A 14,659-nucleotide genomic window follows, 5' to 3' on the forward strand; every position below is an offset into this window, starting at 1 on the left:
ATTGCATCCCTCTTCAACAAACGGATGACCGCTTCGGGCAAAAAACCGTGATGGTACCATCCTAATCGTGAGCCGATGAGTCGGCGGAACGAAGTCCATAGATTGCCTCCGCCACCCGAGCGCGCGCCTCCGGATGAAGCCCCAGAACTGGACGGGGCGGCTCGAAGGCTCCGATCCCGATAATTTCCGCGACAGCGAATATAACGCGGAAGCTTCCGAACTCCTTGAACGTCGACGACATCGGTTCGAACCCCTTGTTGATGCTCGCTGCAAGCTCGGTGTCTCCAGATCGAGCCGCTCTGGTGATAGCTAAGGCCTCTGATGGTAACAGCCCTGAGACAACGCTGTGCCAGGCATCGGCTCCTGCCAGCAGCGCGTCAGCCGCACCCCAATCCCCGCTATAGCCAGTCGCAAACGGAGGCGCCGTGTGACGTCGGATTGTCGACATCTCGGAAGAGTAGTCCCCGTCGGCAGGCAGCGGCATTTTTATGGCTACGATGTTTCGAACCTTGGCGGGCCGTTCGATCAGTTCAACGCTGAACGTAAATCTTGTTGTGCTGGGATTGTTGTAGACGCATAGGGGAAGCTGTCCCACGTCGTATATCCACTTGCATCGCCATCCTTGTTCGATTGATGCTGCAACCTGCCAGAGACTTCGAGCAGTCACAAGCGCTAAGCCAAGTGCCTGCGCCGGGGAGAGTTGGGATCCACGCCCTAGACGTCGCCCAACGAGTTTCCAGTGGGGCTGCCCCAAAAGGTGTCTCCAACATGTGCTGGAGCGATAATAAGGCCTCTGTTGAAGGTGCTAGCGTCTTCGCTCTATGAGGATGAGATCCTTCAACATCGTCCGAAGTTCTGGCCAAGGGGTTTCTTCGAGTTTCAGGGCCGGATCCTCCGTGACGATCAGGCAGTGGAGCTTCGCGGCGACTTCCATCAAGGAAAAAGGTTTCGCGATCCCCATGACACGGCCTGTTATGCCAGCCTGTTGGGCGAGGTCTTGCTCGAGCGCAACAGCGGCACTGTAACCCAGGCGTTCGTCGGCCTTTTTCCATGCTCGTCGGCGTTGCCTGAGGCTAGCCCGTACCCCGGCGATTTGGCCAGCATCCAGTTGGCAGCAAAGTCGTTGGATTTCGGCATAGGAATGAACGGTAACCGGACGATCCGATCCTTCGATTTGCAGCGCAATCGGGGCGCAGGCGTGATCTTCCAGCATTTCCATTTCGAGCTTTTTTCTGAACTTGCACGCCCGCATGTGCTGCTGATAAAGGGCGTACCACTTTGGCCAGAGTTCTCTCACAGGTGTGGGGCCAGGCGCCCTTGGTTGACTGTTCGCCTCCGCAGTCCGTGTGCTGAGTAGACGTGCGGCAATGGGGAGAAGGTTTCGCCGGTCGATTTGGTGCGGAATTTTTTCTGTCGCAAATCCGTTGGAATTTCGTTTTCTGAGAGTAATTGCGGGCACTGTTCTGCTATCCTCAGAATCAGCCATGATCCGAGCTCCCTACAGCTTGAATTGCGGTCAGGCCACGCGAGGTGTTGCGAGCACCTGCGTGGCTGCTGTGACCAAACGTTGGTCGCAGAGAGTTTGAATCTTTCAAAGATTATGTCAAGGTTATAATGTTGAACGCCGCGCAAGTCCGAATGGCACGAGCTGCACTAAGATGGGGTGTTCGCGATCTGGCAAGCCGAGCTAATGTCACAGCAGCGACAGTGACTCGGATTGAAGCTGGTCGTCCAGGCTATCCCGCAACTCTTGAGGCACTACGGGTCGCATTTGAGGCCGCTGGCATAGAGTTCATCCCACAGAATGGCGGTGGCGCTGGCGTTCGCTTTTCTGATCCAATAGAATTAATCACCGGCGGGGGTCCTGCGCTCTCACCTCCGTGAAGAGCAAGTTGGGATATTTTATGATACGTGATGTTATAACTGATCTGTCAAAGCTGGATAGGGCTGCGATGTCGTCGGCCATTTAGAAACGCGACACTGGCCTTGACGATCAGCCCCCGATCCGACCGGCTGGGCCGGGTTGCAAGGGACGGGAGGGGGCGGGTGAGACGTTGCCCGTCGGCTTTAGATCCCATGAGGAGTGAACAGCGGCCGGAGCTCTGGCAGAGTGAGGTTGCATCAATGCACTCGTTCGGGAGGAGCACATTATGGAAGCCAAATCCGTTCAATTGGAAATGCAGACTGCGGTTCGCACTGATCTTGGCGCAATTTTTGTGTCTTTGGAACTTAGCCGATCGACCTGGTTGATCACTTCGTTGTCGCCGGGCAACGGCGAAAAGATGTCGAAGCATGTGGTGGACGGCGGTAACATTGCCGCGTTGCTCGCCCGGTTTGAGCAGCTCCAACAGAAGGCGCGGCTGCGAACAGGGAAGTCGTTTCCCATCGTAACGATCCAAGAGGCTGGATTGGCCGGCTTTTGGATACATCGGGTTTTGGAAGCGAAGGGGATTGAGAGTTACGTTGTTGATGCAGCTTCTATCGCGACCTCTCGTCGACGTCGGCGTGTTAAGACCGACAAGATTGATGGAGAGGCACTGACGCGAACACTGCTAGCATTCAAGCGTGGCGAGCCACGTGTATGCGCAATGGTCAGAGCGCCGTCCCATGAGGACGAAGACCGTCGTCGAATTTGCCGGGAACGCAAAGTGTTGATTGCAGAGCGGGTAAGGCATGTTAATCGCGTCAAGGGTCTACTCTTCACCCAAGGCGTGAGCGACTATCAACCGCTTCGCAAGGATCGCCGCAAATGCTTGGAGGAGCTCCAAACCGGAGACGGGCGTGACTTGCCGAGCCATCTTAAGACTCAAATAAATCGAGAACTCGATCGTCTTGAGTTGCTGCTGGAGCAAATCGCCGGGGTGGAGCGCGAGCGCAACTCCCTCCTGTCCGTAAACGAGCCGCTGACGTTTGAGGCACCAGATTCAGCGGCCGGTGCAAATCATCGGGTCGGGCAGGGACGACTGAAAATCGCGCATTGTAACGGTCCATGAACTCGACAGAAACGCGTTGCCAGCCTTCATGTTATCGATCCCGGCCAGCCGCAGTGCCTTGACCAATCGATCCTGCAGTGTCCTGTTCATCCGCTCGACGCGCCCCTTGGCTTGGCTCGAATTTGCGCAGAGAATCTCGATGTTTAGCTCGCAGAGCGCACGCCCGAACTGGGTCATGCCCTGGCCGCCCTTGGCATCCAGCGTCATATGACCATCAACAACCTTCGACAGAACTTCGATCCGCTGCAGATCACGCTCGCTCATCGCAATCAATCCCATTTGCAATCTCCCAGACGTCAATCAGACCCGGGGAGTGTGACATTCTAACTTTGCCGAATTAGGACATTCTAACTTTGCGGCTACATGATCTGTCACAGCTATTTAAAGATGAGACAAAGTAAGAAATTTAGAGACGCGACACCATCCTATTCGTTATTACTGATTTTGCAAGATTCTATATTTGCCTATACACAGACGTAAGCCGCCGCCCGGGTGGAGCTGGTCGGGGTTGCGTAGGCCGGGCGGCGGCGGATGGCTCCAGCTGGAAGAGTAAACTTTAGCTTTGACACCCCGATCACTCCGCCGCTTTCAACTGCGCAAGGGCTTGCTGTCGCCGGGCGATTACCACTGGATCATTGGTAAAATCCGTCCTCCTGCCAGGCTTGGTGCCGCGCTTTTGGTAGCCATTGGCTGTACTGCCGTCGCGAATGCCGAACATATGGTCGGTCTGACCAGTGCGGCGTGGTCCACTCTGGCTGCGCTGTTGCTCACGTCCGGCCTGCATCTCGGCCACCAGGGCCAGCATGTCATCAAGCCGCTTGTTCTCAACCACCTCGGAGCGGTGCACCGAGCGCAGCGTGTCGAAGGTTTTGTAGGGCAGGGACGTCCCCTCGTGGGTGATCTCGAGGCGACCATCGGGATAGTCGCAGACAACGACCTTGTTACCGGCGAGCGTCTTGGCGAGATCCGTCGGATCGAGGATGAACAGCACCTTGTCATAGCGCAGCGTCAGGGCCTGTGACAGCTTGCGCACTTCCTTGCGGCACATGGCGCGATCGAGGTTCTCATGCGCGGCAAACGACCGATGCATGTCCTTCGGATTGCGAGGCTCCTTGCCAAAGCGGCGATTGAAGTCGGCCATGAATTCCGACGCATAGGCATTGGCCGCCGCGATCGTGTCGATGCCACGCAGCCGTAACTCCTTCACCAGCCGATCCTGCAGCGTCTGGTTGGCGCGCTCAACGCGCCCTTTGGCCTGCGGGCTATTGGCGCAGATGATGTCGATGTTGAGCTCATAAAGCGCCCGCCCGAATTGTGTCAGGCCACTGGTTCTGTCCTGCTGCGAAGCATGGGTGGTGCGGAAAACCCCATGCTTGTCGCTGTAGAACGCGATCGGCTTGCCCCATTGCTGCAAGTAAGCCTTCGTCGCGTGCAGATAGTCGAAGGTGTTCTCCGAGCCGGCAAAGCGCAGATGCAACAGCTTGCCGGTGGCATCGTCGATATAGACGAGCAGGGCGCATTTGGGACCGCGATTCTCAAACCACCAGTGATGCGACCCATCAATCTGCACAAGTTCGCCAAAGCAGTCGCGCCGGCCGCGCGGCTGGAAAACCCGCTTCTTGCGTTCGCGGCGCGACACCCAGATGCCGGCTTCCATCATCCACTGACGCAGCGTCTCCTTGCTGACGGCAATCCGGTGGCGCTCGAGCAGCTTCTCGGTGGCCAGGGTCGGTCCGAAATCCACGTAATGCTCACGCACCAAGTCGAGCACCAGGTTGCGGAAGTCCTCGCTGTGACGCCGGTTGCTCGCACGGCCGCGTTTCTTCGAGACAAGTCCATCGGCGCCGGCCAGGTCATAGGCTTGCAACAGACGGTGGACCTGACTGCGGCTGAGACCGAGCAACCCAGCCGCCTCGACGACAGTCAGCCTCCGAGCGCGAATCTGCTGGATTAGTTCAAGACGATGCAATTCCTTCTGAGACATAACAATCAAACAAGACATGACGACTCCGAACACAGATGGCCTCGACCACGATGCACGCCGCTTATCTTGCTTCCCAATGCTGACGTTCGACCAGCATCCCAAGAGGCGACGATTGTCGCGTCTCTAACTAGCCTATATGTCGCATTTCTAAAATGCCGCCACATGATCGTATTACATAAGAGTTCTTATGGAACTTGCTTTGATCCGATGAACTGCCATTGAAAATGAACCCTAAGGTCCCTTATCAAGGCAATGAATACATTATGTTATTCTTGCATCGCTGTCTCGCGATGGCGGGCTTTTGCCTGACCTGCCCGGGACGGCGCCTCAACTAGACGCTCGGCGCAGAGTTCCTCGTTCTCCTCGTCGGTGTCACCATAACGTTCGTCATCGACGTAGATTGCAACGTCACAATCCATCGCGATTTTGAGCATGTAGCTTGCCGTCTCGTTGTTGTCGCTGACGTAGTCGATCAGATCGCCGGCATCGAGCGCGAGCAGATCCTCGATCGTGTCGAGGGTGTTGGCGTAGACGCATTCCAAGTCGTCGTAGACGCGGGCTCCGTAAGTTGTGAGAGCACCTTGCCCTGCTCATCGAGGGTCTCGAACCGCGTTCTGACGATATGCATTTCCTGGCTCATGTTGAAGTCCTTTCCTTGACTGACCTCTCAAAGCCTGGCGCGTCGGCGACGCTCTCGTCAACGCCCCTCCCGTAATCATCCGGGGATCGTTGCCCGTTCCCACGCGTTGGCTTGAGGTTGTCTTCAGATCATCTCGATGTGCCGGCACGTTGAAACAAATTGCGCTCATGTGATTCAAACCTCGAATATTTTGATTCAGAGTTCGAAATTTCCGTGTCCCGGATAACGGCGTTTGCGCCGGCAGGACTGCGCCCGTATCCTTTTTTAAGCAGCAGGAGCAGGTGATGGCGCGAGCGACATTCTGTGCAGCTTGGCGCCAACGCATTTCACCCAATGGTTCCCGCGCGCGACGCTTATCTTGCCCGTTGGAACGAATAAGCGCCCTTCCAAAATGTGCGACGCAAAAGATTGCTGCGACGCTCCCTTGTGTCGACACAACATCTGGTCATCGCGATTTCTCATGAACTTCCCGAAGTGCGTGGTTGACACCCATCGTATTGAGTACAATAAATTGTTGTCAGACATCTTACAAAATGTCGTTAAAAGAACGTCTTTGGGAGGCACCATGAATATCTTTACGAAGCTCCTTGCCGGCGCTGCGCTGCTGGCTGCCACGAACTCCGCCTTTGCAGGCGAAACGCTTGATCGCGTCATGGAAAACAAGGCGATGGTCGTTGCCACCAACAGCAGTTGGCCGCCGCAGAGCTTCCTCGACGAAAACAATGAGATGGTCGGTTTCGACATCGACGTTTCGCGCGAGATCGCCAAGCGCCTCGGCGTCGAGGTAAGCTTCCAGACCCCGGATTGGGCAACGCTGACCGGCGGTCGCTGGCAGGGTCGTTACGATCTCGGTGTCGGCTCGGTGACGCCAACCAAGGCCCGCGCGCAGGTCATTGATTTCGCCGGCATCTACTACTACAGCCCCTATGTCTACGTCGTTCACAAGGACAGCACGGCCAAGACCGTTGCGGACCTGAACGGCAAGGTGATCGGCGTCGAGACGGCGACGACCTCTGAGGACTTCATCAACCGCAAGCTCGAAATCGACGCGCCGGGCCTACCGCCGATCGAATACAAGCTGCAGCCGGGCGAGGTTCGCACCTTCGCCGATTCCATGCTGCCCTTCGACGACCTGCGCCTCGGCGACGGCGTTCGCCTCAACGCCGTCATCGCGCCGGAACAGACCGCCAAGAACGCGATCAAGAACGGCTACCCGCTGCGTATCCTCGATGACGGTTATGCCTTCCGCGAGCCGCTGGTCGTGATCGACGAGAAGATCGATCCGGAATGGACCGCCAAGGTTGGTGGCATCATTGCCGAAATGAAGAAGGATGGCACGCTCGCCTCCCTTACCACCAAGTGGTACGGCGAGGACTACAGCGCCGACTGAGATATCAAGTAATGCCGGGCCTAGCGCCCGGCATTGCCTTTCCTTGCCGAAATGAGCCCCACATGACCTATCCAGATACCTATTATCGCCGCACCATGGCCAATGGTGCGGAGCGACCAGCCCTTTCCGGCGCTGTCGATTGTGACACCGTCATTGTCGGCGGCGGTCTTGCCGGCCTCACGACGGCATTGCAGCTTGCCCGGGCGGGCGTCTCCGTTGTGGTGCTTGAGGCCGAGCGCATCGGCTTCGGCGCCTCCGGCCGCAATGGCGGTTTCGTCAGCCCCGGTTTTGCGACAGGCGGCGATGCAATTGCTCGTGCCACTGGCAAGGACGCCGCGCAAAAAATCCATCGGCTGTCGATCGAAGGCGTCAATTTCGTTCGCGATACGATCCGTGACCTCGGCATTGCGGATGCGAAGCCGCAACCCGGAATCATGAGCGTGCTGCGCTATGATGGAGGCGACAGCCTTAAACAATATGCCGACCAGCTCCGCCGCGACTATGGCTACGAGCTCGAATATTTCGGGACCGATGCTGTTCGCAGCCGGCTGAAATCGAAGCGCTACTTCCAGGCGCTGCGCGATCCCAAGGCCTTTCATATGCACCCGCTGAACTATCTGCGGGCTGTTGCTGCCGAGACCGAGCGACTGGGCGGGCGCATCTATGAAAAATCCGCTGTCACGCGCTGCGATATCGACGGCGCGGAAAAGTGGGCCACGACTGCTGGCGGTACGGTGAAAGCCCGCCGCATCGTCTTCACGACCGGCGGCTATACCGGCTCGCTGGTCGGCAAGCTCAACCGCTCTTATCTGCCGATCGCCACATATGTCATGCTGACCGAAGAAGCGCCGGAGTTGATCCGGGAAGCCATCGCAACCCGCGACGCCATCGGCGATAACCGGCGCGCCGGCGATTACTACCGCGTGGTGGAAGACGGCAAACGCATTCTCTGGGGCGGCCGCATTACCACCCGCGCCGCTTCCCCTGCGGCTCTTGCCCAGGAACTACGCCGCGAAATGACCGGCACTTATCCGCAGTTGAAGGAGCTGAAGACGGAACTCGCCTGGTCTGGCCTGATGTCTTATGCCCGCCATCTCATGCCCCAGATCGGGGAGATGCAACCCGGCGTCTGGCATTGCACCGCCTTCGGTGGTCATGGGCTAAACACGACGGCTATCGGCGGGAAGCTTGTCGCGGAAGGCATTCTCGGTCAGTCGGATCGCTACAAGCTGTTCAAGCCTTTCGGCCTCGTCTGGGCAGGCGGTATTGCCGGCCTTGCCACGGCACAACTCACCTATTGGAAATTGCAGGCGCAGGACTGGTGGCGCGAACGCGTCGCCTGATCCGGCGGGGGGGAACATCCATGCTAGGAAGACTGATACTCACCTATCCCACGACGGCGCGTCGCATTGGCATCCTGCTGATCTTCGCGCTCGTTGCAGCCGCACTTTACGCCCTTGGCATCAGTTCGGCTTGGATCGGCAAGCTTTTTCCCTCGGCCATCGACTGGCTGAAGGAAAACAAGCAGCTCGGCCGCGTCGTATCCTCGATCACCATCGCCCTCACCCTCGCGGGCAACTGGAAGCTGCTGCAGCTTCTGTCGCGCCGGCAGCAGATCGTTGCCGTCTGGATAGAGCTTTTTGCGCTCTTGATGCTGTTCTTCTACTCGTTCGATCTGTCACTCTCCTTTATCGCCCGCAAGATCGGCTTCATGATCTCCCAGGGCGTGGTGACGACGCTTTATATTTCCGCGATCTCGATTGCGATTGCGACCGTGATTGCGCTGGCCGGCGCTATCGCCAAGCTCTCGAAGAATGGCGTGATCTACGGCCTTGCCACCTTCTACACCTCGCTGTTTCGCGGCCTGCCGCTGCTTATGCAGATCTACATCATCTATCTCGGCCTGCCGCAGGTGGGATATGTCATCAGCGCGGTTCCGGCCGGCATCCTGGCGCTCTCGCTTTGCTACGGCGCCTACATGACGGAGATCTTCCGCGCCGGCATCGAAAGCATCAATCGCGGTCAGACGGAAGGCGCAACGGCACTCGGCCTCAGCCCCAACCAGACGATGTTCCTCGTCATCCTGCCTCAGGCGATGAGGGTCATCGTGCCGCCGACCGGCAACCAGTTCATCGCCATGCTGAAGGACTCGTCGCTCGTTTCAGTGGTCGGCGTCTGGGAAATCATGTATCTTGCTCGCACCCAGGGCCAGACGGAGTTCCGCCATATCGAGATGCTGATCACCGCTTCCATGATATACTGGGTGCTCTCGATCGGGCTTGAATTGCTTCAGTCGCGCATCGAGGCGCGGTTCGGTCGCTTCAATGCCCGCTGAGGCATCAGCGCTGCCGATCGGGGCGATGCCGCCCCGATCAAATGTGAAGGCAGCGCTAATCGTTCTCTGTTCCTTCGCGGTGTTTTCTGGCACGGATGCACTGGTGAAGCTCCTGAGCGGCCACTTTCCCGTGCCGCAGGTGACCTTCATGGTCACGGTCGCCGCTCTCGTTTTTGTCATCGGGTCTGCCGTCGTCTCAGGACGCGGGCGAGCCCTCTGGCCACGCCATCCAGGCCTTGCCTTTGTGCGCGCGGCTCTGCTCGCGGGCGATACGCTATTGATCTACTACGCTTTTGCGGCGTTGCCGCTTGCCGAAGCCTATGTTCTGGCCTTCCTCTCGCCGGTACTCGTCGCTGTGCTTGCCTTTGCGTTTCTCGGCGAGCGTATGTCACGGCTTGGCTGGATCGGCGTGCTGCTCGGTTTTGCCGGTGTCATCGTGGCACTGCAGCCGGGTGTCACGCCAATGAATTTTGGGCATGCTGCAGCAATCGGGTCGGCCCTGTTGTTCGCCTTCTCGCTCGTCCTGTTGCGGCGGACAAAAGCAACGGAATCCGATACGGCGCTGGTTGCGAGCCTGCTCGTGGTCCTGAGTGTGCTTTCGTTGGCTGTTGCTCTTGCCGGCGAGGGCTTCAAGCCCGTCGTTTCGACTGACATCGCGATTGTTGCTGCGGCCGGGCTACTGCTTTTTGGCGGTCACGCGCTTCTCGTGCGCGCCTTTCGTCTGGGCGACGCCTCGGTTGTCGCCCCTTTCCAATACAGCCAGATTGTCTGGGGCTGCCTCTATGGTGCCCTGCTGTTTGGTGCACCCATTGAAATCCACACCCTTGCCGGCGCCGTGATCATTATTCTGTCCGGCTGGCTGGTCCTGAAATAACCGGAGGAGAATTCATGCCGCACGATACCGAAATCAAGCTAACCAGCGTGCATAAGTGGTACGGGCAGTATCATGCCCTTGATGACATCAATCTGGATGTCGCCAAGAAAGAACGTATCGTCATCTGTGGGCCTTCCGGCTCTGGAAAATCCACGTTGATCCGCTGCATCAACCGGCTGGAAACGCACCAGCAGGGCAAGATCGTCGTCGGTGGTATCGAGTTGACGGAAAACGAGAAGAACATCGATGAGGTGCGCCGCGAAGTGGGCATGGTGTTCCAGCACTTCAACCTCTTCCCGCATCTGACGATTCTTGAAAACTGCATTCTGGCGCCAGTCTGGGTTCGCAAGATGAGCAAGCCCAAGGCCACGGAGATTGCCATGCACTTTCTCGAGCGTGTCAAAATCCCCGAACAGGCCAACAAATATCCGGGCCACCTTTCCGGCGGACAGCAGCAGCGCGTGGCTATCGCCCGGGCACTCTGCATGAACCCCAAGGTCATGCTGTTCGATGAGCCGACTTCCGCACTCGATCCAGAAATGGTCAAGGAAGTGCTGGATACGATGGTGTCGCTGGCGCAGGAAGGCATGACGATGATCTGCGTGACCCACGAAATGGGCTTTGCCCGTCAAGTGGCCGACCGGGTAATCTTCATGGATCAGGGTCGCGTGGTGGAAGAGGCCGCACCTGCGGAGTTCTTCGACAATCCGCGGAACGAACGCAGCCGGCTGTTCCTTAGCCAGATTTTGCATTGAGGAGCAGCGCTGATACCAGGCATTGAGATCTCTTGGGCGAGGTAGGATCTATGCTACTCATTTAAAACGAGATGTAGCAGAAGGTTTGGACCAAGAAATCGGCCGAAAAATTCAGCCTTACCATGACGCCGGAGATGCTGCGCCTGATCCGTGAGACGGTGGATGCAGGCGAATATGCTTCCACGAGTGAGGTCGTGCGCGATGCCATGCGCCTCTGGCAACGCGAACGGCAGAACATGCCGAGCGTCTGAACGCTATCCGCAACTCCCTCGAAGATCCTCGCCCCAGCCTTAGCGTTGATGAAGCGGAAGCGGCACTGCGTCTATTCATGGATGAGCAGGAAAATGCTTTCGCCCATGCAGCGCCTTAAGGTCACGTATCGACTGGAAGCCTTCGCCGACCTCAAACAGATCAATATCGACATCGCGCTGCTGAGCCAGAGCCGCGCTCTTGCCATTTGGATTCCCGAGCGGATCATGGCGTGCGGCAAGATCGGCGACGCCCCGCATGGACGATGCCCCGGGTGACGATCTTCAAGTCGGGTTGCGAACTGTGCCGTCGAACGATCGGGAGTAATCGCCTATAACGTGACGGATGTGGTGGTCATCACAAACATTTTCCATAGCCGCGAGAACTATGTAGCCCTCTGCGAGGGAACAGCGCCTTCCGACGACAAGAGAGCGGATGTACAGGAGGAACAGTAACCTAAAGCGGCTGCGGTTTCTGCGGGAAACCGCCGACATGGCCGCAAGTGCGTGCGGCGCATTCGCGGCCTGAGACGAGGCTGGTTTCGAGACTGCCGCCAGCGATATAGGCATGCAAAAACCCGGCGATGAAGCTATCGCCTGCTCCCGTAGTATCAGCAACATCAACCGCGAGAATGCCCGTTTCGGCCAGCACGGTCCCATCAGTCGCCGCCGACCCCTCGCCGCCCCGCGTCACCACGGCCAGCTTCGCCCCGCTATCAAGAAACACCTTCATCATCGCGTCGGCCTTCTCGCGGTTCTCGCCGGCTGAGCCGAACGCGATACGCAGGCTGTCTACGCCGAGATGCATCTGATCATTGTTGACCGAGACATCCTGCGAAACGCTGGTGCCGGCTTCTGCCATCCTGCGTCTTACAAGCCCCCGGTCTGCAATCCAGCCGATATGCACATGATCCATGCCGGCAAGCGCAGCAAAATCATCCTCGCTCGGGAGATAGTTCTGGCAAACCCCGAAATCCTCATGGGCGAAGATGCGGTCGCCAGTCTCTGTAATGTCGATATTCGTATAGGCGGTTTCACCGTCCAGCATCTGCAGGTGGTCTACCCGCACATCCATCTCCGCCAACAGATCGCGGGTGCGCGCGCCATCGGCGTCCCGACCGACCGCGCCAAAATAGAAGACCGCGTGGCCCAGCATGGCGAGCTGGACGGCAACATTGATGGCATTGCCGCCGATCAGCGACTGGCCGACAGGCAACTGGAAGCGATCAACACAGTTGTCGCCGACGACGGCGAAGCGGTAGCGGGACATGGAACCTCGAATGCTCTGTCACAATGTCAAGGCCGCGACCGTCGTTGCGACGATCACGGCCCGTATTCGATGGAAAGCCCGGCGTCGGAGCCTTCCGATTGCGCATGATGCCGATGGCGGCTTAGTAGGCAACCTTCTTGTAGTAGCGGCGCGTCGTCAGCGGATGGTTGCGCATGACTTCGAGGTGGGCGCTGATGCGCTCCAGTACCGTTGCAAGCAGGATCGGCGAGATCAGCCCACGCACTTCAGCCGAGATCCCCGGCAGTTCGAAGCCGGCCGTGTCGAGCACAGTAAGCTTGTCGGTATAGTTCGGCGCGAAATTTTCGACGCGATCGGCAACCGGACGGCACTCGTCTTCGCCCTTGAACAGAATGACGCTGACGTTCTTTTCGACGAGCTCCAGCGTGCCGTGGAAGAAGTCCGACGCATGGACCGGGCGAGTGCGGATCCACTGCATTTCTTCGAGAATGCACATACCGTAGTAGAAGGCCTCGGGCCAAACGTTCCCGGCGCCAGTGACGATATGGTAGTCGGAGCCGGCCAGGGTCTTGGCAAAACCTTCGGCCTTGCCTTCATAGGCACGCTTGACCTCGAGCAGGAGCTTGGGAAGGCTCTGCAGTTCGCCGATCAGCTCGTCGTAATTAGTGATCTCGCCGCGGTGCTTCATGATCGACAATGCGACGAACAACGACTGCAGATAGAAGGATTCGCAGGATGTATCGTCTTCCGCAAAATTGACGAAGACATGATCGCCACCCTTGCCGAGAGGGGTTTCCTCATGGCCGACGAGCGTCAGGACGGTCGCGCCGATTTCCTTGATCTTGCCAAGCAGAGCAACGCTCTCCTTGGTCGTGCCGGATAGCGACGGCATCACGACGATCGAGTTCTTCGTGAGGTTTGCCGAGCCGGTGATGACAAGTTCGGCCGTCAGGTCGATGAAGGACGGGAAGCGCGACTTGCGCTGCAGCAGCTGGTAGGCAGGCTGCATCAGGATCGCGGCGCCCCCGGTTCCCAGGAAGAACACGTTCTCGGCGCCCGCGGCAATGCAAGCCCCGATCACGTCGTCGAAGCGCTGTGCAAGGCCGGCGGCGCCAGACTGGATACGCAGGAATCTTTCTTCGTCAAAATTCAGCATGGAAAACTCTCTGTTGTCATGATCATGGCTGATCGTCTCACACCTTGCCGTTCCCGACAATGTTGTAAGACAACTGACATCTTTGTTTTGGCGTGTCAAGAGGCGTTTATTTCGCTCCGCTGCCGGTAGCCTCTCTTCACCCTTCTCTTCAACGAATTTCTCCATCTGAGGCGCTTGCTTGACGTTTGAGTATTTGTCAGACAAGAAGGCAATATTACCAAAACACGATGAGGACTGCCTTGGACGAGCCCCTTCGCGATACGCGCACTCTGGTGATCCAGCTTCGTGATCGCATTGCCGAATTGATCCGGAATGAGGCCCTTCAGCCGGGCGACAAGTTGCCCACCGAGGCGCAGCTCACCGCCCGTTTCAAGATCTCGCGCCCAGCCTTGCGCGAGGCTCTGAAACTCCTGGAGCAGGACGACATCATCTATGTGGAGCACGGTCGGGGCCGCTTCGTCTCGGCCATCTCGGCCGTGCAGGTCGATCGGCCGATCACCGTGTTCGAAAGCGTCACTGATATGGCGCGGCAATACGGTTATACACCCCGCAACAAGGTCCTCTCAATTTCCGAAGAGGCCCCGGACGCCACGATCTCCAAGCAATTGCGCCTGGAAGACGGTGAGCGCGTCATCCGCATCGAGCGACTTCGGCTCGAAGACGATACGCCGATCATGTACTGTCTTGACTACGTGCCACGCAGCATCATTTCTGCGCGCCTTTACGATATCGACTGGAGTGGTTCACTTCTCTCCCTGCTGGAGCAACACAAGCAACGACCACGCATGTCGTCCGCATCCGTGACGGCAGTCATGCTTCCCGATGATGTCGTCGAGCGCAACGACCTCAGAGACTTCGGCCCTGCTTTGCTGATCACGGAAACCTGTTTCAGCGCGGCGGGCGTGCCGGTCATCTACGCGATCGACTACCACCGCGGCAGCCACTTTTCCTTCAGCCTCGTGCGCAAATAGGCCCTCCTCGTAACGCTAGACCTTGCCTATCATCTGCCAGGGGCGGGCGTCCAAAGGTATCGAG

General features: G+C 58.0%; 15 protein-coding genes and 2 pseudogenes. 10 read left to right on the plus strand and 7 right to left on the minus strand.

Annotation, left to right across the window (positions count from 1 at the left end; all coding sequences use genetic code 11):
- Positions 1–61: 61 nt before the first annotated feature.
- Both QO002_RS30955 and QO002_RS22765 read right to left on the minus strand, forming a co-directional pair.
- The gene (locus QO002_RS30955) at positions 62–667 is read right to left on the minus strand and encodes a dihydrodipicolinate synthase family protein (RefSeq protein WP_370878587.1); all 606 of its coding nucleotides are present in this window, start codon (positions 665–667) and stop codon (positions 62–64) included.
- 138 nt (positions 668–805) lie between these two features.
- Positions 806–1,486 carry a hypothetical protein gene (locus QO002_RS22765; RefSeq protein ID WP_307234076.1) on the minus strand — a complete coding sequence of 227 codons (681 nt, stop codon included), beginning with the start codon at positions 1,484–1,486 and terminating at the stop codon, positions 806–808.
- Positions 1,487–1,614: 128 nt separating this feature from the next.
- Between QO002_RS22765 and QO002_RS22770 the strand changes: the two genes are divergently transcribed.
- Together QO002_RS22770 and QO002_RS22775 are read left to right on the plus strand one after the other, a co-directional pair.
- Positions 1,615–1,884 carry a helix-turn-helix domain-containing protein gene (locus QO002_RS22770; RefSeq protein ID WP_307234078.1) on the plus strand — a complete coding sequence of 90 codons (270 nt, stop codon included), beginning with the start codon at positions 1,615–1,617 and terminating at the stop codon, positions 1,882–1,884.
- A 293-nt stretch (positions 1,885–2,177) separates the two neighbouring features.
- A pseudogene (locus QO002_RS22775) lies at positions 2,178–2,933 on the plus strand (IS110 family transposase); the annotation flags it as partial.
- Here the strand turns inward: QO002_RS22775 and QO002_RS22780 are convergent.
- The 3 genes and pseudogenes from QO002_RS22780 to QO002_RS22790 form a co-directional block, all read right to left on the minus strand.
- A pseudogene (locus tag QO002_RS22780) lies at positions 2,914–3,191 on the minus strand (ISNCY family transposase); the annotation flags it as partial. The pseudogenes QO002_RS22775 and QO002_RS22780 sit on opposite strands and share 20 nt — an antisense overlap.
- Positions 3,192–3,567: 376 nt before the next feature.
- On the minus strand, positions 3,568–4,995 hold the full coding sequence (locus QO002_RS22785) for an ISNCY family transposase (RefSeq protein WP_307233340.1): 1,428 nt from the start codon (positions 4,993–4,995) through the stop codon (positions 3,568–3,570).
- A 248-nt stretch (positions 4,996–5,243) separates the two neighbouring features.
- The gene (locus tag QO002_RS22790) at positions 5,244–5,519 is read right to left on the minus strand and encodes a hypothetical protein (protein WP_307234080.1); all 276 of its coding nucleotides are present in this window, start codon (positions 5,517–5,519) and stop codon (positions 5,244–5,246) included.
- A 663-nt stretch (positions 5,520–6,182) separates the two neighbouring features.
- On the opposite strand from QO002_RS22790, the gene QO002_RS22795 reads away from it, so the two are divergent.
- The 7 genes from QO002_RS22795 to QO002_RS22825 all read left to right on the plus strand — a co-directional run bounded on the left by QO002_RS22795 (position 6,183) and on the right by QO002_RS22825 (position 11,498).
- Positions 6,183–7,007, plus strand: coding sequence for a transporter substrate-binding domain-containing protein (locus QO002_RS22795; RefSeq protein WP_307234083.1), 825 nt, complete (start codon positions 6,183–6,185; stop codon positions 7,005–7,007).
- A 62-nt stretch (positions 7,008–7,069) separates the two neighbouring features.
- Positions 7,070–8,350, plus strand: a complete 1,281-nt coding sequence (locus QO002_RS22800) for an NAD(P)/FAD-dependent oxidoreductase (RefSeq protein ID WP_307234085.1) — start codon at positions 7,070–7,072, stop codon at positions 8,348–8,350.
- A 20-nt stretch (positions 8,351–8,370) separates the two neighbouring features.
- Positions 8,371–9,342 (plus strand): amino acid ABC transporter permease, encoded by a 972-nt coding sequence (locus QO002_RS22805; RefSeq protein WP_307234087.1) that lies wholly within the window; start codon positions 8,371–8,373, stop codon positions 9,340–9,342.
- Positions 9,332–10,216: a DMT family transporter gene (locus QO002_RS22810; RefSeq protein WP_307234089.1), complete on the plus strand. Its 885-nt coding sequence runs from the start codon at positions 9,332–9,334 to the stop codon at positions 10,214–10,216. The genes QO002_RS22805 and QO002_RS22810 overlap by 11 nt, the downstream gene beginning before the upstream one ends.
- Before the next feature lie 14 nt (positions 10,217–10,230).
- Positions 10,231–10,971, plus strand: a complete 741-nt coding sequence (locus QO002_RS22815) for an amino acid ABC transporter ATP-binding protein (protein WP_307234091.1) — start codon at positions 10,231–10,233, stop codon at positions 10,969–10,971.
- A gap of 134 nt (positions 10,972–11,105) precedes the next feature.
- Complete coding sequence (locus tag QO002_RS22820) at positions 11,106–11,222, plus strand: ribbon-helix-helix domain-containing protein (protein WP_307234094.1); 117 nt, start codon at positions 11,106–11,108, stop codon at positions 11,220–11,222.
- 105 nt (positions 11,223–11,327) lie between these two features.
- Positions 11,328–11,498, plus strand: coding sequence for a hypothetical protein (locus QO002_RS22825; protein ID WP_307234096.1), 171 nt, complete (start codon positions 11,328–11,330; stop codon positions 11,496–11,498).
- A 178-nt stretch (positions 11,499–11,676) separates the two neighbouring features.
- Here the strand turns inward: QO002_RS22825 and QO002_RS22830 are convergent, their stop codons facing one another.
- Both QO002_RS22830 and QO002_RS22835 read right to left on the minus strand, forming a co-directional pair.
- Positions 11,677–12,489, minus strand: coding sequence for a PfkB family carbohydrate kinase (locus tag QO002_RS22830; protein ID WP_307234099.1), 813 nt, complete (start codon positions 12,487–12,489; stop codon positions 11,677–11,679).
- Between the two features lie 121 nt (positions 12,490–12,610).
- Complete coding sequence (locus QO002_RS22835; RefSeq protein WP_307234101.1) at positions 12,611–13,624, minus strand: SIS domain-containing protein; 1,014 nt, start codon at positions 13,622–13,624, stop codon at positions 12,611–12,613.
- Between the two features lie 239 nt (positions 13,625–13,863).
- On the opposite strand from QO002_RS22835, the gene QO002_RS22840 reads away from it, so the two are divergent.
- Positions 13,864–14,595 carry a GntR family transcriptional regulator gene (locus QO002_RS22840; RefSeq protein WP_307234103.1) on the plus strand — a complete coding sequence of 244 codons (732 nt, stop codon included), beginning with the start codon at positions 13,864–13,866 and terminating at the stop codon, positions 14,593–14,595.
- Positions 14,596–14,659: the final 64 nt, after the last annotated feature.

This window comes from Pararhizobium capsulatum DSM 1112, from assembly GCF_030814475.1.
In the GTDB taxonomy this organism is placed as follows: domain Bacteria; phylum Pseudomonadota; class Alphaproteobacteria; order Rhizobiales; family Rhizobiaceae; genus Pararhizobium; species Pararhizobium capsulatum.

Bases quoted from the DNA above. Each gene is read 5' to 3' on its own strand.
- QO002_RS22765 (WP_307234076.1), bottom strand. From the start codon at position 1,486: ATGGCTGATTCTGAGGATAGCAGAACAGTGCCCGCAATTACTCTCAGA.
- QO002_RS22770 (WP_307234078.1), top strand. From the start codon at position 1,615: ATGTTGAACGCCGCGCAAGTCCGAATGGCACGAGCTGCACTAAGATGG.
- QO002_RS22785 (WP_307233340.1), bottom strand. From the start codon at position 4,995: ATGTCTTGTTTGATTGTTATGTCTCAGAAGGAATTGCATCGTCTTGAA.
- QO002_RS22795 (WP_307234083.1), top strand. From the start codon at position 6,183: ATGAATATCTTTACGAAGCTCCTTGCCGGCGCTGCGCTGCTGGCTGCC.
- QO002_RS22800 (WP_307234085.1), top strand. From the start codon at position 7,070: ATGACCTATCCAGATACCTATTATCGCCGCACCATGGCCAATGGTGCG.
- QO002_RS22805 (WP_307234087.1), top strand. From the start codon at position 8,371: ATGCTAGGAAGACTGATACTCACCTATCCCACGACGGCGCGTCGCATT.
- QO002_RS22810 (WP_307234089.1), top strand. From the start codon at position 9,332: ATGCCCGCTGAGGCATCAGCGCTGCCGATCGGGGCGATGCCGCCCCGA.
- QO002_RS22815 (WP_307234091.1), top strand. From the start codon at position 10,231: ATGCCGCACGATACCGAAATCAAGCTAACCAGCGTGCATAAGTGGTAC.
- QO002_RS22820 (WP_307234094.1), top strand. From the start codon at position 11,106: ATGCTGCGCCTGATCCGTGAGACGGTGGATGCAGGCGAATATGCTTCC.
- QO002_RS22825 (WP_307234096.1), top strand. From the start codon at position 11,328: ATGCAGCGCCTTAAGGTCACGTATCGACTGGAAGCCTTCGCCGACCTC.
- QO002_RS22830 (WP_307234099.1), bottom strand. From the start codon at position 12,489: ATGTCCCGCTACCGCTTCGCCGTCGTCGGCGACAACTGTGTTGATCGC.
- QO002_RS22835 (WP_307234101.1), bottom strand. From the start codon at position 13,624: ATGCTGAATTTTGACGAAGAAAGATTCCTGCGTATCCAGTCTGGCGCC.